The sequence below is a fragment of the Mesorhizobium sp. M1B.F.Ca.ET.045.04.1.1 genome, assembly GCF_003952465.1.
Lineage (GTDB): Bacteria > Pseudomonadota > Alphaproteobacteria > Rhizobiales > Rhizobiaceae > Mesorhizobium > Mesorhizobium shonense.
In genome coordinates this window covers 4,255,534-4,274,023 of sequence record NZ_CP034448.1, presented here as the reverse complement: position 1 = coordinate 4,274,023, position 18,490 = coordinate 4,255,534, and the positions used below count along the sequence as shown (strand labels likewise).

Below are 18,490 nucleotides of genomic sequence, written 5' to 3'. Positions count from 1 at the left end.
GGTGTACCGAGATTCGGGTCAGGCCGTGTCGAAAATGGTGGTTTCCGAGAACCGGCCTACGCCGGCCGTGCCCTCATAGGGCGGAGACATTTGTGAGGGCTTCGGTCGGCGAAGGCCGGAAGCGCAGGAAACCGCCGTTTGCAGGCCGGCCCACCCGAATGCCGATGCACCTCAGCCCGGATCGGGCTTGCGGCCCCTCCGCTTCATCTTCGCTAGCCGTGCCTGCTCGGCCGCGGCCTCCGCCTCCAGCCGTTCACGCTCGGCAAATTCCGCCTCGATCTTGTCGTCGTCGATCGGCCACGATACGTGCTTTTTGGTCTCGACCACGGCGCGCGGCGTCGACGGGATTTCGATGTGCTCGTCGTCGAAGATATCGAAGATCGCGAAGCGGATGTCGTTCTGGACGATGCTGCCGTTCATCACATCGGCCACGAATACCCGTATCTCGAATTCGAGCGCAGCGGCGCCGAAATTGGCGAAGAGCACGAAGGGCTCGGGGTTCTTGAGCACCATCGGATGGGCCCGGGCAATGTCGAGCAGAAGGGCATGAACGCGCTTGACGTCACTGCCATAGGCGACGCCGACCTTGATGTCGACGCGGCCAAGCTTGTTGCGATGCGTCCAGTTGCCGACCGCGTTGTTGATGAGGTTCGAGTTCGGCAGGATCACCGACTGCCGCTGGAACGTCTCGATCTCCGTCGCGCGCACGCTGATCTTTCTGACCGTGCCGCTGATGTCGCCGGCGACGATCCAGTCGCCGACCTTGAACGGGCGCTCGGCAAGCAGGATCAGGCCTGAGACGAAGTTCGAGACCACGTTCTGCAGGCCGAAGCCGATACCCAGCGAAAGCGCGCCGGCGACCAGCGCCAGATTGGAAAGATCGATGCCCGCCGCCGATATGCCGACCAACGCCGCAAGCGCGACGCCGGCATAGCCTACCGCCAGCCGGATCGAGTTGCGCACGCCGGTGTCGACCTTGCCGCGCGCCATGACCGAGCCGTCGAGCCAGCCCTGGAACCAGCGCGTCAGGAAATAGCCGATGACGAAGACGACGATGCCGGTGAGGATGCCGAGGAACGAGATCGTGACGGAGCCGATCGTGACGCCCGTCGCCAGCTTGTAGGCCCAGGCCTCGATGTCGCCGGGCTGGAAGCCCCACATCAAAAGGATCAGCGGCAGGAACACCAGCATGATCATCAGGTTGATGGCGATGCTGACCACCAGGCCGAGTTGATCGAGCGCGGTGTCCTCAGAGCTGGAATTGGCCGACAGCCAGCGCCCGACCGAAGTGTCGGCGAAGCCGCCCTCCTCGCCGATCGCCCGCGCCGACAGGAAGCCGATATAGGCGGTGACCAGGGTGGTGCCGGTGACAACGACCTGGATCGAGACAAAAAGCGCAAGGCCGATATAGCCGAGCAGCGCCGCTGCGATGGTGAACAGGCCGAGCCCGATGGCAATGAGGCGAAGCCATGCCGGCCACGGTCGCCACGAGCCGTCTTGCGCTTTGAAAGGTCTCAGCACTCCCATCAGGATCAGGATGACGCCGACGATGACGGTGGCGACGAAGCTTCGCGCGATCGTCAGCGACAGCGGCGAACCCATCTTCTCGTTGACGACCGACAGAAAGTAATTGAAGCCGAGAACCACGGCCATGGCCGTGGTCAGCCGCACCAGCCAGCGCGCCGGACCGGTCTCCACCGGAATAAGCCGCCAGTCCGGCAGCCGCGGCTCGAGTGCCGCATTGGTCAGCCGGTTGACGCAGAACACCACCGCGATGACCGCGAGCAGCGCGTTGAGGAATTCGCCGATGTCGCCGCGCAGCACGTTGTAATAGTTGAAGAAGAACACGGTCGAGGCGAGGAACGCGCCGAGCGCCACGGTCGGCAGCAACGTCGACCAGAACGCCACCGAAAGCCGGCTGAGGTAGGACGGCTCTTCGACCGATGGATCGGCCTCGAAGATGCGGCCGAACAGGCGCCTGCCGCCGATCAGCAGCACTGCCGCGAGCGCCAGCGCCATCAGCGTCGCCGCAAGCATGGCTTGGAACTTGAACTTCAACGCGAAGCTGAGCCAGGACGCCACCGCTTTGTAGAGGCCGCTGAACTGGTCGTGCGCATCGGAAAAGGCCTGCGGGCTCAGCGCATCGGTCAATTCATAGCGTTTCGTCAGAACGCTGCGGAAAAGCTCGCTGCGCATGGTGGCGATCTTGTCGACCAGCCCGCTGATGCGGATCGACAGGTTCTGCGCGCTGGCCACCACCGCATTGATCTCGGCCTTCTCGGCCGAGAGCGCTGCGCGCTCGTTGGCGACGACCGCGGGCTCCGGCGGCTGGCCTTGCGCCGGCGGCGGCCCCAACACCTCGATGCGACCGTTAATGTCGTTGAGGCGCGAACGGAACGCGAGCGCGCTGTTCAGCGCCGCCCGCGAAATATCCTCGAGCTGCAAGCGGATATCGACAAGGCCGGCATCGTCCTGGTCGGGGGCGCCTATTTTCTTCTCCAGGCCGTCGGTCTTCGCCGTCAGGTCCTGGATAGCCTTGGTCTGGTCTGCGATGAGCTGCGCGGAGCCTTGGCCGATCGCCTGCGCCATCGCGCCGGACGACGGCTGCGCCGCGGCGACGACAATGGCGACCAGGATCAGGCGTAGCAGTCGGAAAATCATGACGTGACGGGCGACTCGCGGCCGAAAAATCTTCGAAAATTCCGCCCTTGATAAAGACCGCCATACCGGGCGGCAAGCCGTCTCCGTCCGCGGACCGATGCCGAGGATCGGAGTCGGCCTGTCGAAAAGCGATGGCGTAATCTTGGCTTTGCGCTTCCCGCCTGCTCTATAGTCTGCCGCCTCGCACCAAAAGGACAACAGGAAGAATGGCGGAATATTCAGCCTTTTCGCTGCTCAAGAACGCTCTGACCGGCAACAAGGACTGGAAGCCGGCCTGGCGCAAGCCGGATCCCAAGGCGTCCTATGACGTGATCGTCATCGGCGGCGGCGGCCATGGCCTCTCGACCGCCTATTACCTTGCCAGGGAGCACGGCATCACCAATGTCGCGGTGCTGGAAAAAGGCTGGCTGGGCTCGGGCAATGTCGGCCGCAACACCACCGCTGTGCGCTCCAACTACCTCTTGCCGCAGAACACCCGCTTCTACGAACATTCGATGAAGCTGTGGGAGAACCTGTCGCACGACCTCAACTACAACGTCATGTTCTCGCAGCGCGGCTGCCTCAACCTCGCGCACACACCGGCCCAGCTCGACGATTATGCGAGGCGCGGCAACGCTATGCGCCATCTCGGCGTCGATGCGGAACTGATGAGTGTCGACCAGATCAAGCGGCTTGTTCCAGCACTGGACGTCTCGGGTTCGGCGCGCTTTCCCGTCCTCGGCGGACTGATGCAGCCGCGCGCCGGCACGGCGCGCCACGACGCGGTCGCATGGGGCTATGCGCGCGGCGCCGACCGGCGCGGCGTCGACATCATCGAAAATTGCGAGGTCACCGGCTTCCTGCGCGACGGCGACAGGGTCATTGGCGTGACGACGACGCGCGGCGAGATCCGCGCCAAGAAGGTAGCGCTTGCGGTTGCCGGCAGCACCGGCAGCGTCATGCAGCTTGCCGGCATTTCGCATATGCCGATCGAAAGCCACGTGCTGCAGGCCTTCGTCTCGGAATCGCTGAAGCCGATCGTCGACACCGTTCTCACCTTCGGCATGGGCCACTTCTACATCTCGCAGTCCGACAAGGGCGGCCTTGTCTATGGCGGCGATCTGGACGGCTACAACAGCTATGCCCAGCGCGGCAGCCTGCCGGTCGTCGACGAGGTGATGAGCGAGATGCTGGCGCTGTTCCCGGGCCTGGCGCGCGTGCGCATGCTGCGCTCCTGGGGCGGGCTTTGCGACATGACGATGGACGGCTCGCCGATCATCACCACCGGACCGCTGCCCGGCATGTATCTCAATTGCGGCTGGTGCTATGGCGGCTTCAAGGCGACGCCTGCCTCGGGCTGGTGCTTCGCCTGGACTATCGCCAAGGACGAGCCGCATGAGTTCAACGCCCCCTTCACGCTCGACCGTTTCTATCGCGGCCTGATCATCGACGACAAAGGCCAGGGCGCGACGCCTCGGCTGCACTAGGGTTGAAATCAAGATGTTGATCACCTGTCCCTATTGCGGCCCGCGCGACGTAATCGAATTCACCTACCAGGGCGACGGCAACCGCGAGCGGCCGCAACCGGCCTCACAGGACCTCGACGCCTGGAACGCCTATGTCTACGACCGGCTGAACCCGGCCGGCGACCACAATGAGATCTGGCAGCATTCCGGCGGCTGCCGCGCGCATCTGCGGGTGGTGCGCAATACCGTAACCCATGAAATCTTGAGCACCGCCTTCGTCCGTGGCGGACACAAATCCGCGGCCCATAAGGCGGGAGGCAACCAGTGAGCCCTCGCCGCACGGAAACCGGCGGCCGCATCGACCGGCTGCGCACCATCCGCTTCACCTTCGACGGCGCACCCTATACCGGCCATGCCGGCGACACGCTCGCATCGGCGCTGCTCGCCAATGGCGTGACGCTGTTCGGCCGCTCGTTCAAATACCACCGCCCGCGCGGCCTGCTTGCCGCCGGTGTCGAGGAACCGAACGCGCTGGTGACGGTGCTGCGCGGCGACGTTCGCGAGCCGAACATCCCCGCCACCATGGTCGAGATCTATGACGGGCTCGTCGCCGTCAGCCAGAACCGCTCGCCCTCGCTCGCCTGGGATGTCGGCGCGCTCAACCAGCTCGGCGGCAAGATCCTGTCGGCCGGCTTCTACTACAAGACCTTCATGGGGCCGGTGATCGGCCCGCTGAAGGGCACGCGCTTCTGGATGTTCTGCGAGCATTTCATCCGCCGCGCTGCCGGGCTCGGCAAGGCGGGCACCGCGCCCGATAGCTCGCGCTACGAGCGCATGAACGCCTTTTGCGACGTGCTGGTGGTCGGCTCCGGCCCGGCCGGCCTGATGGCGGCGAAGGCCGCGGCCGACCAGGGTGCGCGCGTGATCCTGGCCGACCTCGAAGCGCGCTTCGGCGGCTCGGCCAACTGGTCGGACGAAACCATCGACGGCGCGCCAGCCACCGACTGGGCGGGGCGCGTCGTCGGCCAGCTCGAGGGCAATGACAATGTCCGCCTGCTGCCGCGCACGACGGCCTGGGGCTATTACGACGGCAACACGCTCGCCGCGCTCGAACGCGTAACCGACCACAAGGAGGTGGCGGCCAAGGGAGAGCCGCGCCAGCGCTATTGGGCGATCCGCGCCAGGACCGTGGTTCTCGCCACCGGTTCCTTCGAGCGTCCGCTGGTGTTTCCCGGCAACGACCGTCCGGGTGTCATGCTGGCGCATGCGGCCGAACGCTACGCCAATGAATATGGCGTGCTGCCCGGCCAGCGGATCGCGCTGTTCACCAACAACGACAGCGCCTATCGCCCGGCCGTTGCCCTGAAGAAGGCCGGTGCCGCTGTCGTCGCCATCGTCGATGTCCGCAGCGACGTGTCGAACGAGATGAGCAGGCTGGCCAGCGAAGCCGAGGCCGAGCTGCTTGCCGGCCATGCCGTGATCGCCACCGAAGGCGGCAAGGCGCTCACCGGCCTCAAGGTGCAGCGGTTCGACGCGATGGGCGGAGCGCTCAGTGGCGATGAGCGCAGCATCCATGCCGACTGCCTGCTGATGTCGGGCGGCTGGTCGCCGACCATCCATCTCGCCAGCCAGGCCGGCGCCAAGGCCGTGTGGGATCCGGGCAGGCAGGCCTTCCTACCGCCGCGGCCGACGCAGCGCTGGATCGGCGCCGGCGCCTTCACCGGCGCCTTCTCGACCGCGGAAGCCATCGCCGAGGGCCGCGCGGCCGGCCTTGAGGCCGCCGGCGGAACAGCGTCATCCGCGCCCCTGCCGGTCGTCGAGGCCGCCCCTGGCGATCCCGATCCGGCGCCGGTCTTCGAGATCAAGGCCAAGGGCAAGAGCTTTGTCGACTTCCAGCACGACGTGACCGCCGAGGATGTGCGGCTCGCGCATCGCGAAGGCTTCGTCTCGGTCGAGCATCTGAAGCGCTACACCACCCTTGGCATGGCGACCGACCAGGGCAAGAACTCCAACGTGCCGGGCCTCGCCATCATGGCCGAAGCGCTCGGCAAGCCGATCCCCGAAGTCGGCACGACGCGCTTCCGCCCGCCCTACACGGCGGTTTCCATCGGCTCGCTGGCGGCCGAGCGCTTCGGCGACTTGAAGCCGGAGCGGCTGACGCCGATGCATGACTGGCACCTCGACAATGCCGCGACCATGTATTCGGCCGGCCTGTGGTATCGCCCGATGATCTACGGCCTTGCCGGCGAGACGGTCGAGCAGGCCTATGTCCGCGAGGCCAAGGCGACGCGCGAGAGCGCCGGCATCGTCGATGTCTCGACGCTCGGAAAGATTGCGGTACAAGGGCCGGATGCGGCGGAATTCCTCGACCGCGTCTACACCAACATGTTTTCGACTTTAGCCGTCGGCAAGGCCCGCTACGGCCTGATGCTGCGCGAGGACGGCCTTGCCTTCGACGACGGCACCACCTGGCGGCTCGGCGAGCAGGACTTCCTGATGACCACCACCACCGCCAATGCCGGCAAGGTGATGCAGCATCTGGAATATTTCCTCGACGTCATCTGGCCCGAGTTGAAGGTCACCGTCACCTCCGTCACCGACGAATGGGCGGGTGCGGCGATCGGCGGACCGAAAGCCAGGGCAATCCTCGCTTCTTGCGTTACCGGCACCGCCGTCGACAATGCGACCCTCCCCTTCATGGGCATCATCCATGGTGAGATCGCCGGCGTGCCGGTGATGATCTGCCGCCTGTCTTTCTCCGGCGAGATGGCCTTCGAGGTCTATTCCGGAGCCGGCCACGGCACGCGGGTGTGGGAAGCTCTCATCGAGGCAGGCAAGCCGTTCGGCCTGGTCACCTACGGGCTCGAGGCGCTAGGTACCATGCGCATCGAGAAGGGCCACGTCACCGGCGCCGAGATCGACGGCCGCACGACTGCGCGCGACCTGCATCTCGACTGGATGCTGTCGAAGAAGAAGCCCTTCATCGGCTCAGCCATGATGGATCGCGAAGGCCTGATCGCTCCCGACCGGCTGGAGTTGGTCGGGGTGATTGCGCTCGACAACCGGGCGCTGAACGGTGGCGGACATATCGTAGAGGAGCTGGATGAAGCCAATCCGCACGATTCGATCGGCCATATCACCGCCTGCTGCTATTCGCCGGCGCTCGGCAAATATATCGCGCTGGCCCTAGTCAAGGATGGCAAGGCGCGCCACGGCACGCGTGCCTTCGTCTCCGACCCGCTGCGCAACCGGTTTGGGCCGATCGAGATCGTCTCCAACCATTTCTACGATCCAGACGGGAGCCGCATGCATGGTTGAGCGCCAATCTCCGCTCGAGCCGGTCTACCACCCGGGCTCGCACGGCAATTTCGAGCATGGCGTCGACGTCATCCTGTCCGAGACGCGGCCTGGCTCGATCCTGCAGCTCGCGGCATGGCCAGGCGAGGAAAAGCGGCTGATCGATGCCGTCCGCAAGGTCACCGGCCTTGCCTTGCCAGACGGCGCCGGCGGCGGCGTAAGCAGCGGCCTTCGCGCCGCTTTCGGCTTCGCGCCCGGAAAATTCACCGTGGTCGACGAGGCGGAGGGCCTGGCGGCAGCGTTCGCTGGCGTCATCACGCCTGCCGTCGGCACGATCACGGATCTTTCACATGGCCGCACCGCAATCCGCATCGCCGGGCCGAAGGCCGAATGGGTGATGGCGAAATTCTTCGCCATCGACTTCGCCTTGCCGGCTTTCCCGCTTGGAGCCGGCCGTTCGACCACCCATCACGATGTCTTTGCCCAGATCCAGCGCAGCGGCGCCGACCAGTTCGACATCTATGTGTTCCGCTCCTTCGCGCGCTCGTTCTGGAAGGCCTTGTGCCACGCCAGCGAGGAAGTCGGCTACGAGGTGCACTGAAGCAATCCGGGGAAACCAGGGATTGGTCCAGTGAGTAGTCTGGCACTATCGACGGCCACAACTGCTGCTTGAGCCTTGGGCCAGCGAAGACGATAGATAGGAATCACGGGCTCTTGTCGGCAGGCGTCCGTTCAGGCAACCAGTTCGACCATACCCTCCCATGACTGCAGAGATTTCGGCGACGGCCACGCCCCGCTTTGCTCCGGCGGGCGAGCCGTCCATGCTGTTGCCGGCGACTGTCGCCTGCGGCGTCTTCATGACCAGCCTCGACCAGAATGTCGTGGTGACCGCGCTGCCCGGAATCGGCGAAAGCCTTGATCGCCCGCCGAGCCAGCTCGGCCTTCTGATTACCGTCTATGTCGCGAGCCTCATCGTCACGATGCCGCTCGGCGGCTGGTTGGCCGATCGCTTCGGCCTGCGCAACGTCTACTGCTTTGCCTTGTTGGTTTTCGCCAGCGCCTCGGCGCTCTGCGGCCTGTCGGAAAACATGTGGATGCTGGTCGCCTCGCGCGCGCTGCAAGGCTTCGGCGGCGCGCTGATGGGCACGCTCGGCCAGGTCGTGATCCTGTCGAGCTTCCCGCGCGATCGCACGCTCAAGATCAACATGTACATTTCGCTCGCCGGCCAGTCAGGGCCGCTGGTTGGGCCGCTCGTCGGCGGCGCGCTCACCACTTACGTTTCCTGGCGCTGGATCTTCTACATCAACATACCGATCGCGCTGACCGCCGCGCTGCTCGCGGCCTCGCTGTTCCCCACGACCACCAAGCCGGTCCGCACGCCTTTCGATTTTCCGGGCTTCCTGCTCGTCGGCAGCGGCATGGCGCTGCTCGTCTTCGGCATGGACTCGCTCGCCGCCAAGGACGCAGCGGCCGCCCGCATCGCCTTGGAACTCGTCCTGGCGATAGCCATCCTCACCGTCGCGGCCTTCTATTGCCTGCGCGCCCGCAATCCGTTGCTCGATCTCAACCTGCTGCGCATCCGCACCTTCCGCATCAGCTTCCTCACCGGCGGCGGTCTCGACACGATCGGGTTGAGCTCGGTGGTCTTCCTTTTGCCGCTGATGTTCCAGCTCGGTTTCGGCATGAGCGCGGTGCAGGCCGGATCGCTGACCTTTGTCGCCGCGATCGGGTCGCTGCTGATGCGTTTCTTCATGCCGCGTATCTTGAACCGCTTCGGCTTCAAGCGCGTTCTGGTCACCAACACGCCGATCGCCGCCTTGCTGGTCGCCGGTTTTGCCTTGCTGCAGGAAAGCACGCCCGCCTGGATCGTGCTTACCTACATTTTCATCTTCGGCCTTTTCCGGTCGGTACAATGGGCCTCGACCGGCAATCTTTCCTATTCCGACATCGCGCCCGAGCAGCTCGCGCGCTTCAGCGCGCTTTACTACATCCTGTGGCAGCTGGCGGTAGCGATCAGCGTCGGCCTGGCGGCCGCACTACTCTCGCTGCTTGCCGGCGGCGGCCAGGCCAGCGTCAACGACTATCGCATCCTGTTCGTCATCGAAGGGCTGATCACGCTTTGCGCGCTGCTCGCCTATCTCAGGCTCACGCCGCAGGACGGCGCCCATGTCAGCGGCCATGGCGCGCATATGAGCACGGATTAACTGTTACTCCGCGAACGTCACCCAATCTTCGAGCGGCGCGCGGTCGGTGCGGAATTCATTCTCGGGCTTCGAGTGGTCCTCATAGCCCAGCGCCATGCCGCAGACGACGACTTCCTCGTCGGGAATGTCGAGCACCGGTCGGATCTGCCGGTGGTAGGGCGCGAAGGCCGCCTGCGGACAGGTATGCAGCCCCCTGCCCCTTGCCGCGACCATGATGTTCTGCAGGAACATGCCGTAGTCGATCCACGATCCCTTATTGAGCCGCCGGTCGACCGTGAAGATCATGCCGACCGGCGCATCGAAGAAGACGAAGTTGCGGTCGTGCTGCGCGCGCATCTTGTCGACTTCGCGCCGGCCGATGCCGATCGCGCCGTAGAGGCCAAAACCATTGGCGCGGCGCCGGCTGAGATAGGGCTCGAAGAACTGGTCGGGATAGTAGCGGTACTCGTCCCATTCCGCCTTCTCGGCGCGGATGCCGGAATTGAGGATGGCGTCGCTGATGCGCTGCTTCACCTCGCCCTTGGTCACATAGACCCGCCAAGGCTGCATATTGGTGCCCGACGGCGCGCGCGCCGCGACCGTCAGGATGGCGCGGATCGTCTCATCGTCGACCATGTCGGGCAAAAAGGCGCGCACGGACCGGCGCGAAACGATCGCCTCGTCGACGATCGCCGCATCCTCGGCGATCCGGCTATTCTTCTCCAGCATGGGCCGTCCCTTCACGCATGGCCGGAACCGGCAACTCGATTCCGCAACGACCATCCGCAGACACTGATAACTAACTGGTCCCCGACCTGACGTCCCCACTCGCCGTTCGTCGGCGAGCCTTTGCATCAACCGCCAAAATCGCGCAAGCAAATCTTCTGGTTCATGAAAATCCACTTGATTTTTCATGAGTTTGCTGTCTCATGAAATTTATTCAGATTTTTCACGCCAGATTTCAGACGGAGAGACGATTGGCCTCGACCGCTGTCTCGGCGACATCCGGGGCTGCGCGGCGACGCCACCGAATCGCGCTGAAGCCGCCGTCGGCTGGTCACCAGTCGAGCGCGGCGTCGTTCTTCGCTCGGCGACCTCGCCGAACTCGAAAAAAAAAAAAACTGGTCCCCGCCTGACGTCCCCACCTCGCCGTTCGTCGGCGAGCCGTTTGCATCAACCGCCAAAATCGCGCAAGCAAATCTTCTGGTTCATGAAAATCCACTTGATTTTTTCATGAGTTTGCTGTCTCATGAAATTTATTCAGATTTTTTCACGCCAGATTTCAGACGGAGAGACGATTGGCCTCGACCGCTGTCACATCGGAGCAGGACAATGGCGAGCGGCTGCTGGCCGGCGACATCCGTGCGCTGCGTAAGGCGCGCGGGCTGACGCTCACCGAAATCGCGCTGAAGCTCGGCCGCTCTGTCGGCTGGGTCAGCCAGGTCGAGCGCGGGCTGTCGGTTCCTTCGCTCGGCGACCTGCGAGCCTTCGCCGAACTCTTCGGCGTGCCGGTCAGCCTGTTCTTCAGCCATGACGTGCCTGTCGAGAAGGAACGCGGCGTGGTTGTGCGCGCCGGCAGCCGCCGCTCGCTTGGCACAAGCGAATCCGGCCTGGTGGAGGAGCTTCTGTCGCCCGACCTCGGCGGTAGCTTCGAGATGTTGCGCTCGGTCTTCGCGCCGGGCGCAGAGCTGAAGACCGAAGCGCGCCGTCCGACCGAGGAAGCGGGCTACGTAGCGTCGGGTGTTTTCGAGATCGAGATCGGCGGCGTCTGGCACCGACTCGGTGAAGGCGACAGCTTTCGTTTCGAAGGCAAGCCGTTTCGCTGGCGCAATCCTGGCGCCGAGCCGGCAGTCGTCATCTGGGTGGTTTCGCCGCCGGTATATTGAGTAGACTTTGGAGGAAAAAATGGCCGGTTTGCCGACCACGGCACGCGTGGTGATCATCGGAGGCGGTGTCGTCGGCGCCTCCTCCCTCTACCACCTCTGCAAGGCGGGCTGGATCGACTGCGTGCTCTTGGAAAAGAATGAGCTGACCTCCGGCTCGACCTGGCATGCCGCCGGTAACGTGCCGACCTTCTCCTCGTCATGGTCGCTGATGAACATGCAGCGCTATTCGACCGAGCTCTACCGGGGCCTCGCCGAAGCGGTAGACTATCCGATGAACTACCACGTCACCGGCTCGCTGAGATTGGCTCACACCAAGGAGCGCATGCAGGAGTTCCAGCGCGCCAAGGGCATGGGCCGTTACCAGGGCATGGACATCGATGTCGTCGGCCTCGACGAGATCAAGCGGCGCTACCCCTTCATCGAGACGCATGATCTCAAGGGCGCGCTCTACGATCCGAGCGACGGCGACATCGATCCGGCACAGTTGACCCAGGCGCTCGCCAAGGGCGCGCGCGACATGGGCGCGAAAATCATCCGCTTCTGTCCGGTCACCGGCGTTCGCCGCGAAAATGGCGAATGGGTGGTTGCGACGCCGCAAGGCGAGATCCGCTCAGAGATCGTCGTCAACGCTGCCGGCTACCGGGCCGCCGAGATTGGAAAAATGTTCGGCCGCGAAGTGCCGATGATGGTGATGAGCCATCAGTACATATTGTTCGAGGAAATCCCCGAGCTCGCGGCATGGACGAAGGAACAGGGCAAAAAACTGCCGCTGCTGCGCGACGTCGACACGTCCTATTACCTGCGCCAGGAAAAGACCGGCATGAATCTCGGCCCCTATGAGCGCAACTGCCGCGCGCATTGGGCGACCCACAACGATCCGATGCCGGAGGACTTTTCCTTCCAACTGTTCCCTGACGACCTCGACCGGCTGGAGCATTACCTGGCCGATGCGGTCGCCCGCGTGCCGATCCTGGGAACCGCCGGCCTCTCCAAGGTCATCAACGGGCCGATCCCTTATGCGCCGGACGGCAACCCGCTGATCGGGCCGATGCCTGGCGTGCCCAACGCCTTCGAGGCTTGCGTCTTCACCTTCGGCATCGCGCAAGGGGGCGGCGCCGGGAAGGTGCTCGCCGAATGGGTGACCGAGGGCCAGACCGAATGGGACATGTGGTCCTGCGATCCGCGCCGCTTCACTTCCTTCGCATCCGCGCCGGATTATTGCGTCGCCAAGGGCATGGAGATCTACGGCAACGAGTACGCCATCCAGTTCCCGCGCCATGCTTGGCCGGCGGGGCGCGACCGCAAGCATTCGCCGCTGCACGAACGCATCAAGGCGCTTGGCGGCCAATTCGACGCCTATAACGGCTGGGAACGCGCCACCTGGTATGCTCAGCCCGGCGACGACATTTCGGAAGAATCGACGCTCACCTTCCGCCGCGACGGACCGTGGCAGCAGCTTGTGCGCGAGGAATGCCTGGCCGTGCGCGACGCCGCCGGCATCCTTGACCTGCCCGGCTTCTCGCGCTTCAACCTCGAAGGCCCGGGCGCAGCGGAGTGGCTGTCGCGGCAGGTCACCGGGCTCGTGCCGAAACCCGGCCGCATCGGCCTAGTCTATTTCGCCGACGACAAGGGCCGCATCGTCACCGAAATGTCGGTGGTGCGTCATGGCGAGGATCAGATGACGCTGATCACCGCCGCGGTGGCGCAGTGTCACGATTTCGAATGGCTGAAGTCGCGCATGCCGGCCGACGCCGCCTTCACACTGACCGACCGCACGGAAGAGTATTCGACGCAAATCCTCGCCGGCCCGAACTCGCGCAAGATCCTCGCCGAGGTCTGCGACGCGGATCTCTCGCTGCCCTGGCTGACGCATCAGGAAACCACCATCGCCGGACGCTGGGCGAAGCTGGTGCGCGTCTCCTTCGCCGGCGAGCTTGGCTGGGAAATCCACACCAAGGTTGCCGACACTTTGACGGTCTTCGACGCCGTCTGGGCCGCCGGCCAGAAGCACGGCCTGAAACCGTTCGGCATGTATGCGCTGGATTCGCTGCGGCTGGAGAAAGGCTACCGCGCCTGGAAATGCGACCTGTCGACCGATTATTCGATCTTGCAGGGCGGGCTGGAGCGCTTCGTCAAATGGGACAAGCCCGACTTCCGCGGCAAGGCAGCGCTGCTCAACGAAAAGCAGCAGGGCGTGAAGAAGCGCTTCGTCACGCTGGTCGTCGAGAACCCCGGCGATTGCGATGCGCCCTATATGTCAACGCTCTGGCATGACGGCGTGATCGTCGGCGAGACGACGTCGGGCGGCTGGGGCCATCGCGTCGACAAGTCGATCGCGCTCGGCATGCTGCGCGCCGATCTCGCCGAGCCCGGCACGGCGGTCGAGGTCGAGATCTTCGGCGACCGCTTCAAGGCGGTGGTTCAGAAGGACGAACCGCTCTGGGATCCGAAGAATGAGAGGTTGCGCGCATGACGTCGGTTGTCCTCACCGATGGCGGCATGGGCCAGGAACTGGTGCGCCGCAGCAGGTCTGAGCCGACGCCGCTGTGGTCTGCCAGGGTGCTGATCGACGAGCCGGACCTGGTGCGCGACCTGCATGCCGAATTCATCCGCGCGGGCGCCCGCGTCATCACCATCAATACCTATTCGGCGACGCCCGAGCGGTTGGCGCGCGAAGGCGCGCAAGATCTGTTCAAGCCTTTGCAGAAGCGGGGCATCGAACTCGCCCGGCAAGCGTGCGACGAGGCAGGTGACGCCGCGATCGCCGGCTGCCTGTCACCGTTGTTCGGCAGCTATGCGCCGGCGCTGACCATCTCCTTCGAGGAGACGCTCGGCATATATCGCCGCATCGTTGCCGAGCAGGCGGACGGCGTCGAACTGTTCCTGTGCGAGACAATGGCCTCTGCCGAAGAGGCGCGCGCCGCCGTCACCGCGGCCTCGGAAAGCGGCAAGCCGGTGTGGGTGTCGTGGACGCTTGCCGATCACGGCACACCGCGCCTGCGCAGCGGCGAGACCATTGCCGCAGCATCAAGTGCCCTCGGCGACCTGCCGGTCGCAGCGCGGCTGCTCAACTGCTGCCGGCCCGAGGCCATTGCAGCCGCGCTGCCCGAACTGATCGCGCTCGGCGGTCCCGTTGGCGCCTATGCCAACGGCTTCACGTCGGTCGAGGCGCTCAAGCATGGCGGCACGGTCGACGTGCTGCACGCTCGCCATGACCTCGACCCGCAAGCCTATGCCGCCCAGGCCGTCGGCTGGGTCGACGCGGGCGCCGGCATCGTCGGCGGCTGCTGCGAGGTCGGCCCCGCCCACATCGCCGCGCTGCGCGACCGGCTCATCCAGGCCGGCCATCAGATCACGGGAGTTTCCTGATGCCAAAACCATCAAAGCGCATTACCGGCATCGTGCCTTCGGGCAAGGATGGCTGGGAAGTCCACTTCGCCGCCTGGACCCGCAGGGCAGCCGGCGAAGACATCATCGTGCTTTCGGTCGGCGACCATGACTTCGACACGCCCTCGGAAGCGATCGAGGCCTGCGTCAATGCCGTCCGCGGCAGCAACCACCACTACACCCCTCTCCCCGGCCTTCCGCGCCTGCGCAAGGCGATGGCGGCGGCCTCCACCGCCTGCACCGGCATCTTGACGGAACCGGACGAGATCATCGCCACGGCTGGTGGCCAGGGCGCGCTCTACGCCGCCGTGCAGGGCGTGCTCGATCCCGGCGATCACGCCATCGTCGTCGCGCCTTACTACGCCACCTACCCCAACACCTTCAGCGCCGCCGGCGCCAGCTTCACCGTGGTCGAGACGCCGGCCGAGGACGGCTTCCAGCCGCACGCCGACATGATTCGCGCGGCGCTCAGGCCGAACACGCGCGCCATCCTGATCAACACGCCGAACAACCCGACGGGTGCTGTCTATTCGCGCGAACGGCTCGAACAGCTGGCCGCAATCTGCAAGGAGCACGACCTCTGGCTGCTGTCGGACGAGGTCTACTGGACGCTCGGCGGCGGCGAGCACATCTCGCCGCGCTCGCTGCCCGGCATGCCCGAGCGCACCCTGGTCATCAATTCGATGTCGAAAAGCCACGGCATGACTGGATGGCGCATGGGCTGGCTGACCGGGCCGAAAGCGATGATCGCGCTGATGACCGACCTCAACCTGGTGACGACCTACGGCCTGCCGGCCTTCATCTCGATCGCCTGCGCCGAGGCACTGGAAAACCATTACGGCCTGAAGGAGATCGCCGAGCGCTACGCCTCGCGCCGCGCCATCTTCCTCGATGCCATACGCGGCGCAAATGAACTCACCGTGCATGGCTCCGAAGGCGGCATGTATGTCATGCTCGACATCTCGGCCGTCGAGCCCGACGATGAGAAATTCGCCTGGGCGCTGCTCGACAAGGAAAAGGTCGGCGTCATGCCGGGCTCGAGCTTCGGCGAAGCCGCTGCCGGTCATATCCGTATCAGCCTCTGCCAGCCTGAACCCATCCTTCGGGAAGCAGCGCTTCGCGTGCGTCGCTTCGCTTCCAACTATCGCCGCGAGGCCGCATGACCAAAACCGTTCCATCCAAAGCCCGCGCCGTCATCATCGGCGGCGGCGTCTCCGGCTGCTCGGTCGCCTATCACTTGGCCAAGCTCGGCTGGACCGACATCGTGTTGCTCGAGCGCAAGCAGCTCACCTGCGGCACGACCTGGCACGCCGCCGGCCTGATCGGCCAGTTGCGCGCCTCGCTGAACATGACCCGGCTAGCGAAATATTCGGCCGACCTCTACGTCAAGCTCGAAGCCGAGACCGATGTCGGCACCGGCATGCGCCAGGTCGGCTCGATCACCGTCGCGCTGACCGAGGAGCGCAAGCACGAGATCTACCGGCAGGCCTCGCTTGCTCGCGCCTTCGATGTCGATGTGCGCGAGATTTCGCCGAGCGAAGTCAAGCAGATGTACCCGCATCTCAATGTGTCCGACGTCGTCGGCGCGGTTCACTTGCCGCTCGACGGGCAATGCGATCCGGCCAACATCGCCATGGCGCTGGCCAAGGGGGCGCGCCAGCGCGGTGCGACGGTCATCGAAAACGTCAAGGTCACCAAGGTCCACACCAGGAACGGCCGTGTCAGCGGTGTCTCCTGGGCGCAAGGCGAGGACCAAGGCACGATCGAGACCGACATCGTGATCAACTGCGCCGGCATGTGGGCGCGCGAGCTTGGGCGCCAGAACGGCGTCACCATCCCGCTACACGCCTGCGAGCATTTCTATCTCGTCACCGAGCCGATCCCAGGGCTTGCCCGCCTGCCGGTGCTGCGCGTGCCGGATGAGTGCGCCTACTACAAGGAGGATGCCGGCAAGATGATGCTCGGCGCCTTCGAGCCGGTGGCGAAACCCTGGGGCATGGACGGCATCCGCGAGGATTTCTGCTTCGACCAGCTGCCCGAGGACATGGATCACTTCGAGCCGATCCTTGAAATGGGCGTCAACCGCATGCCGATGCTTGGCACGGCCGGCATCCACACCTTCTTCAACGGCCCCGAGAGTTTCACGCCCGACGACCGCTATTATCTCGGCGAGGCGCCGGAACTCGCCGGCTACTGGATGGCGACCGGCTACAATTCGATCGGCATTGTCTCCTCAGGCGGCGCCGGCATGGCGCTGGCGCAGTGGATCAACGACGGCGAAGCGCCCTTCGACCTCTGGGAGGTCGACATCCGCCGCGCCCAGCCCTTCCAGAAGAACCGCCGTTATCTGAAAGAACGGGTCTCGGAAACGCTCGGCCTGCTCTATGCCGACCATTTTCCCTATCGCCAGATGGCGACATCGCGCGGCGTGCGCCGCTCGCCCTTGCACGAGCACCTGAAAGCACGAGGCGCCGTCTTCGGCGAGGTGGCGGGCTGGGAGCGCGCCAACTGGTTCGCCCGGGACGGCCAGGAGCGCGAGTACCGCTATTCCTGGAAGCGACAGAACTGGTTCGACAACCAGTGCGAGGAGCATCTGGCCGTGCGCAACGGCGTCGGCCTGTTCGACATGACCTCTTTCGGCAAGATCCGCGTCGAAGGCCGCGATGCCTGTGCCGTCCTGCAGCGGCTCTGCGCCAACGACATGGACGTCGCGCCGGGCAGGATCGTCTACACGCAGATGCTCAACGCCCGGGGCGGCATCGAAAGCGACCTCACCGTGACGCGGCTGTCGGACACGGCCTATTTCCTGGTCGTGCCCGGCGCCACCTTGCAGCGCGATCTCGTCTGGCTGAGGCGGCACGTCGCCGACGAGTTCGTCGTCATCACCGACGTGACCGCCGCCGAAGCCGTCATCTGCCTGATGGGTCCGGATGCGCGAAAACTGATCCAGAAGGTCAGCCCGAACGACTTCTCCAACGAGGCCAATCCGTTCGGCACCTTCCAGGAGATCGAGATCGGCATGGGCCTCGCCCGCGCGCACCGCGTCACCTATGTCGGCGAGCTCGGCTGGGAGCTCTATGTCTCGACCGAGCAGGCGGCCCACGTCTTCGAAGCGATCGCGGAGGCCGGCGTCGATATCGGCCTGAAGCTCTGCGGCCTGCATACGCTCGATTCCTGCCGCATCGAAAAAGCCTTCCGCCACTTCGGCCACGACATCACCGACGAGGACAATGTGCTGGAGGCCGGCCTCGGCTTCGCCGTGAAGATGAGCAAAGCCGACTTTATCGGCCGCGACGCGGTGCTGCGGAAAAAGGAAGCCGGCCTGTCACGCCGGCTGGTGCAGTTCCGCCTGAAGGACCCTGAGCCCCTGCTCTTCCACAATGAGGCGATCCTGCGCGACGGCAAGATCGTCGGCCCGATCACCTCGGGCAATTACGGCCACCATCTCGGCGGCGCGATCGGCCTGGGCTATGTGCCGTGCGCGGGCGAGAGCGAGGCGGAGGTTCTGGCCTCATCCTACGAGGTGGAGATCGCCGGAGAACGGTTCGAGGCGGAAGCATCGCTGAAGCCAATGTACGATCCGAAGGCGGAACGGGTAAGGATGTAGCGCAGGCTTTCCTTCTCCCCCTTG

Annotated in this window: 13 protein-coding genes; 11 read left to right on the top strand and 2 right to left on the bottom strand. The window is 64.9% G+C overall.

The window, feature by feature from the left end; genetic code table 11:
• Window positions 1-171 precede the first annotated feature (171 nt).
• Window positions 172-2,661, bottom strand: coding sequence for a mechanosensitive ion channel family protein (locus tag EJ071_RS21020; protein WP_126099598.1), 2,490 nt, complete (start codon window positions 2,659-2,661; stop codon window positions 172-174).
• A 206-nt stretch (window positions 2,662-2,867) separates the two neighbouring features.
• Between EJ071_RS21020 and EJ071_RS21015 the strand changes: the two genes are divergently transcribed.
• The 5 genes from EJ071_RS21015 to EJ071_RS20995 all read left to right on the top strand — a co-directional run bounded on the left by EJ071_RS21015 (window position 2,868) and on the right by EJ071_RS20995 (window position 9,607).
• Complete coding sequence (locus EJ071_RS21015; RefSeq protein WP_126099597.1) at window positions 2,868-4,127, top strand: sarcosine oxidase subunit beta; 1,260 nt, start codon at window positions 2,868-2,870, stop codon at window positions 4,125-4,127.
• A gap of 13 nt (window positions 4,128-4,140) precedes the next feature.
• Window positions 4,141-4,434, top strand: coding sequence for a sarcosine oxidase subunit delta (locus EJ071_RS21010; protein WP_126099596.1), 294 nt, complete (start codon window positions 4,141-4,143; stop codon window positions 4,432-4,434).
• A complete protein-coding gene (locus EJ071_RS21005; RefSeq protein WP_126099595.1) occupies window positions 4,431-7,424 on the top strand; it encodes a sarcosine oxidase subunit alpha in 2,994 nt (997 codons plus the stop codon). Before EJ071_RS21010 ends, EJ071_RS21005 begins: the two co-directional genes overlap by 4 nt.
• Complete coding sequence (locus EJ071_RS21000) at window positions 7,417-8,004, top strand: sarcosine oxidase subunit gamma (RefSeq protein WP_126099594.1); 588 nt, start codon at window positions 7,417-7,419, stop codon at window positions 8,002-8,004. Before EJ071_RS21005 ends, EJ071_RS21000 begins: the two co-directional genes overlap by 8 nt.
• A 160-nt stretch (window positions 8,005-8,164) precedes the next feature.
• On the top strand, window positions 8,165-9,607 hold the full coding sequence (locus tag EJ071_RS20995) for an MFS transporter (protein ID WP_126099593.1): 1,443 nt from the start codon (window positions 8,165-8,167) through the stop codon (window positions 9,605-9,607).
• A gap of 3 nt (window positions 9,608-9,610) precedes the next feature.
• Here the strand turns inward: EJ071_RS20995 and EJ071_RS20990 are convergent, their stop codons facing one another.
• Window positions 9,611-10,315, bottom strand: a complete 705-nt coding sequence (locus EJ071_RS20990) for a nitroreductase (protein WP_126099592.1) — start codon at window positions 10,313-10,315, stop codon at window positions 9,611-9,613.
• 184 nt (window positions 10,316-10,499) lie between these two features.
• Between EJ071_RS20990 and EJ071_RS20985 the strand changes: the two genes are divergently transcribed.
• The 6 genes from EJ071_RS20985 to EJ071_RS20960 all read left to right on the top strand — a co-directional run bounded on the left by EJ071_RS20985 (window position 10,500) and on the right by EJ071_RS20960 (window position 18,466).
• Window positions 10,500-10,823: a hypothetical protein gene (locus EJ071_RS20985; protein ID WP_126099591.1), complete on the top strand. Its 324-nt coding sequence runs from the start codon at window positions 10,500-10,502 to the stop codon at window positions 10,821-10,823.
• Between the two features lie 61 nt (window positions 10,824-10,884).
• Window positions 10,885-11,472, top strand: a complete 588-nt coding sequence (locus tag EJ071_RS20980; protein ID WP_126099590.1) for an XRE family transcriptional regulator — start codon at window positions 10,885-10,887, stop codon at window positions 11,470-11,472.
• Between the two features lie 19 nt (window positions 11,473-11,491).
• Entirely contained in the window at window positions 11,492-13,945 is a 2,454-nt protein-coding gene (locus tag EJ071_RS20975) for an FAD-dependent oxidoreductase (RefSeq protein ID WP_126099589.1), read from the top strand.
• Window positions 13,942-14,841, top strand: coding sequence for a homocysteine S-methyltransferase family protein (locus tag EJ071_RS20970; protein ID WP_126099588.1), 900 nt, complete (start codon window positions 13,942-13,944; stop codon window positions 14,839-14,841). The genes EJ071_RS20975 and EJ071_RS20970 overlap by 4 nt, the downstream gene beginning before the upstream one ends.
• Window positions 14,841-16,022: a pyridoxal phosphate-dependent aminotransferase gene (locus EJ071_RS20965; protein ID WP_126099587.1), complete on the top strand. Its 1,182-nt coding sequence runs from the start codon at window positions 14,841-14,843 to the stop codon at window positions 16,020-16,022. Before EJ071_RS20970 ends, EJ071_RS20965 begins: the two co-directional genes overlap by 1 nt.
• Window positions 16,019-18,466, top strand: a complete 2,448-nt coding sequence (locus EJ071_RS20960) for an FAD-dependent oxidoreductase (protein WP_126099586.1) — start codon at window positions 16,019-16,021, stop codon at window positions 18,464-18,466. Before EJ071_RS20965 ends, EJ071_RS20960 begins: the two co-directional genes overlap by 4 nt.
• Window positions 18,467-18,490 lie beyond the last annotated feature (24 nt).

What these genes read in the sequence shown, in the direction of transcription:
- EJ071_RS21020 (WP_126099598.1), bottom strand. Translation starts at nt 2,661, where the DNA reads ATGATTTTCCGACTGCTACGCCTGATCCTGGTCGCCATTGTCGTCGCC.
- EJ071_RS21015 (WP_126099597.1), top strand. Translation starts at nt 2,868, where the DNA reads ATGGCGGAATATTCAGCCTTTTCGCTGCTCAAGAACGCTCTGACCGGC.
- EJ071_RS21010 (WP_126099596.1), top strand. Translation starts at nt 4,141, where the DNA reads ATGTTGATCACCTGTCCCTATTGCGGCCCGCGCGACGTAATCGAATTC.
- EJ071_RS21000 (WP_126099594.1), top strand. Translation starts at nt 7,417, where the DNA reads ATGGTTGAGCGCCAATCTCCGCTCGAGCCGGTCTACCACCCGGGCTCG.
- EJ071_RS20995 (WP_126099593.1), top strand. Translation starts at nt 8,165, where the DNA reads ATGACTGCAGAGATTTCGGCGACGGCCACGCCCCGCTTTGCTCCGGCG.
- EJ071_RS20990 (WP_126099592.1), bottom strand. Translation starts at nt 10,315, where the DNA reads ATGCTGGAGAAGAATAGCCGGATCGCCGAGGATGCGGCGATCGTCGAC.
- EJ071_RS20985 (WP_126099591.1), top strand. Translation starts at nt 10,500, where the DNA reads ATGAGTTTGCTGTCTCATGAAATTTATTCAGATTTTTCACGCCAGATT.
- EJ071_RS20975 (WP_126099589.1), top strand. Translation starts at nt 11,492, where the DNA reads ATGGCCGGTTTGCCGACCACGGCACGCGTGGTGATCATCGGAGGCGGT.
- EJ071_RS20970 (WP_126099588.1), top strand. Translation starts at nt 13,942, where the DNA reads ATGACGTCGGTTGTCCTCACCGATGGCGGCATGGGCCAGGAACTGGTG.
- EJ071_RS20965 (WP_126099587.1), top strand. Translation starts at nt 14,841, where the DNA reads ATGCCAAAACCATCAAAGCGCATTACCGGCATCGTGCCTTCGGGCAAG.
- EJ071_RS20960 (WP_126099586.1), top strand. Translation starts at nt 16,019, where the DNA reads ATGACCAAAACCGTTCCATCCAAAGCCCGCGCCGTCATCATCGGCGGC.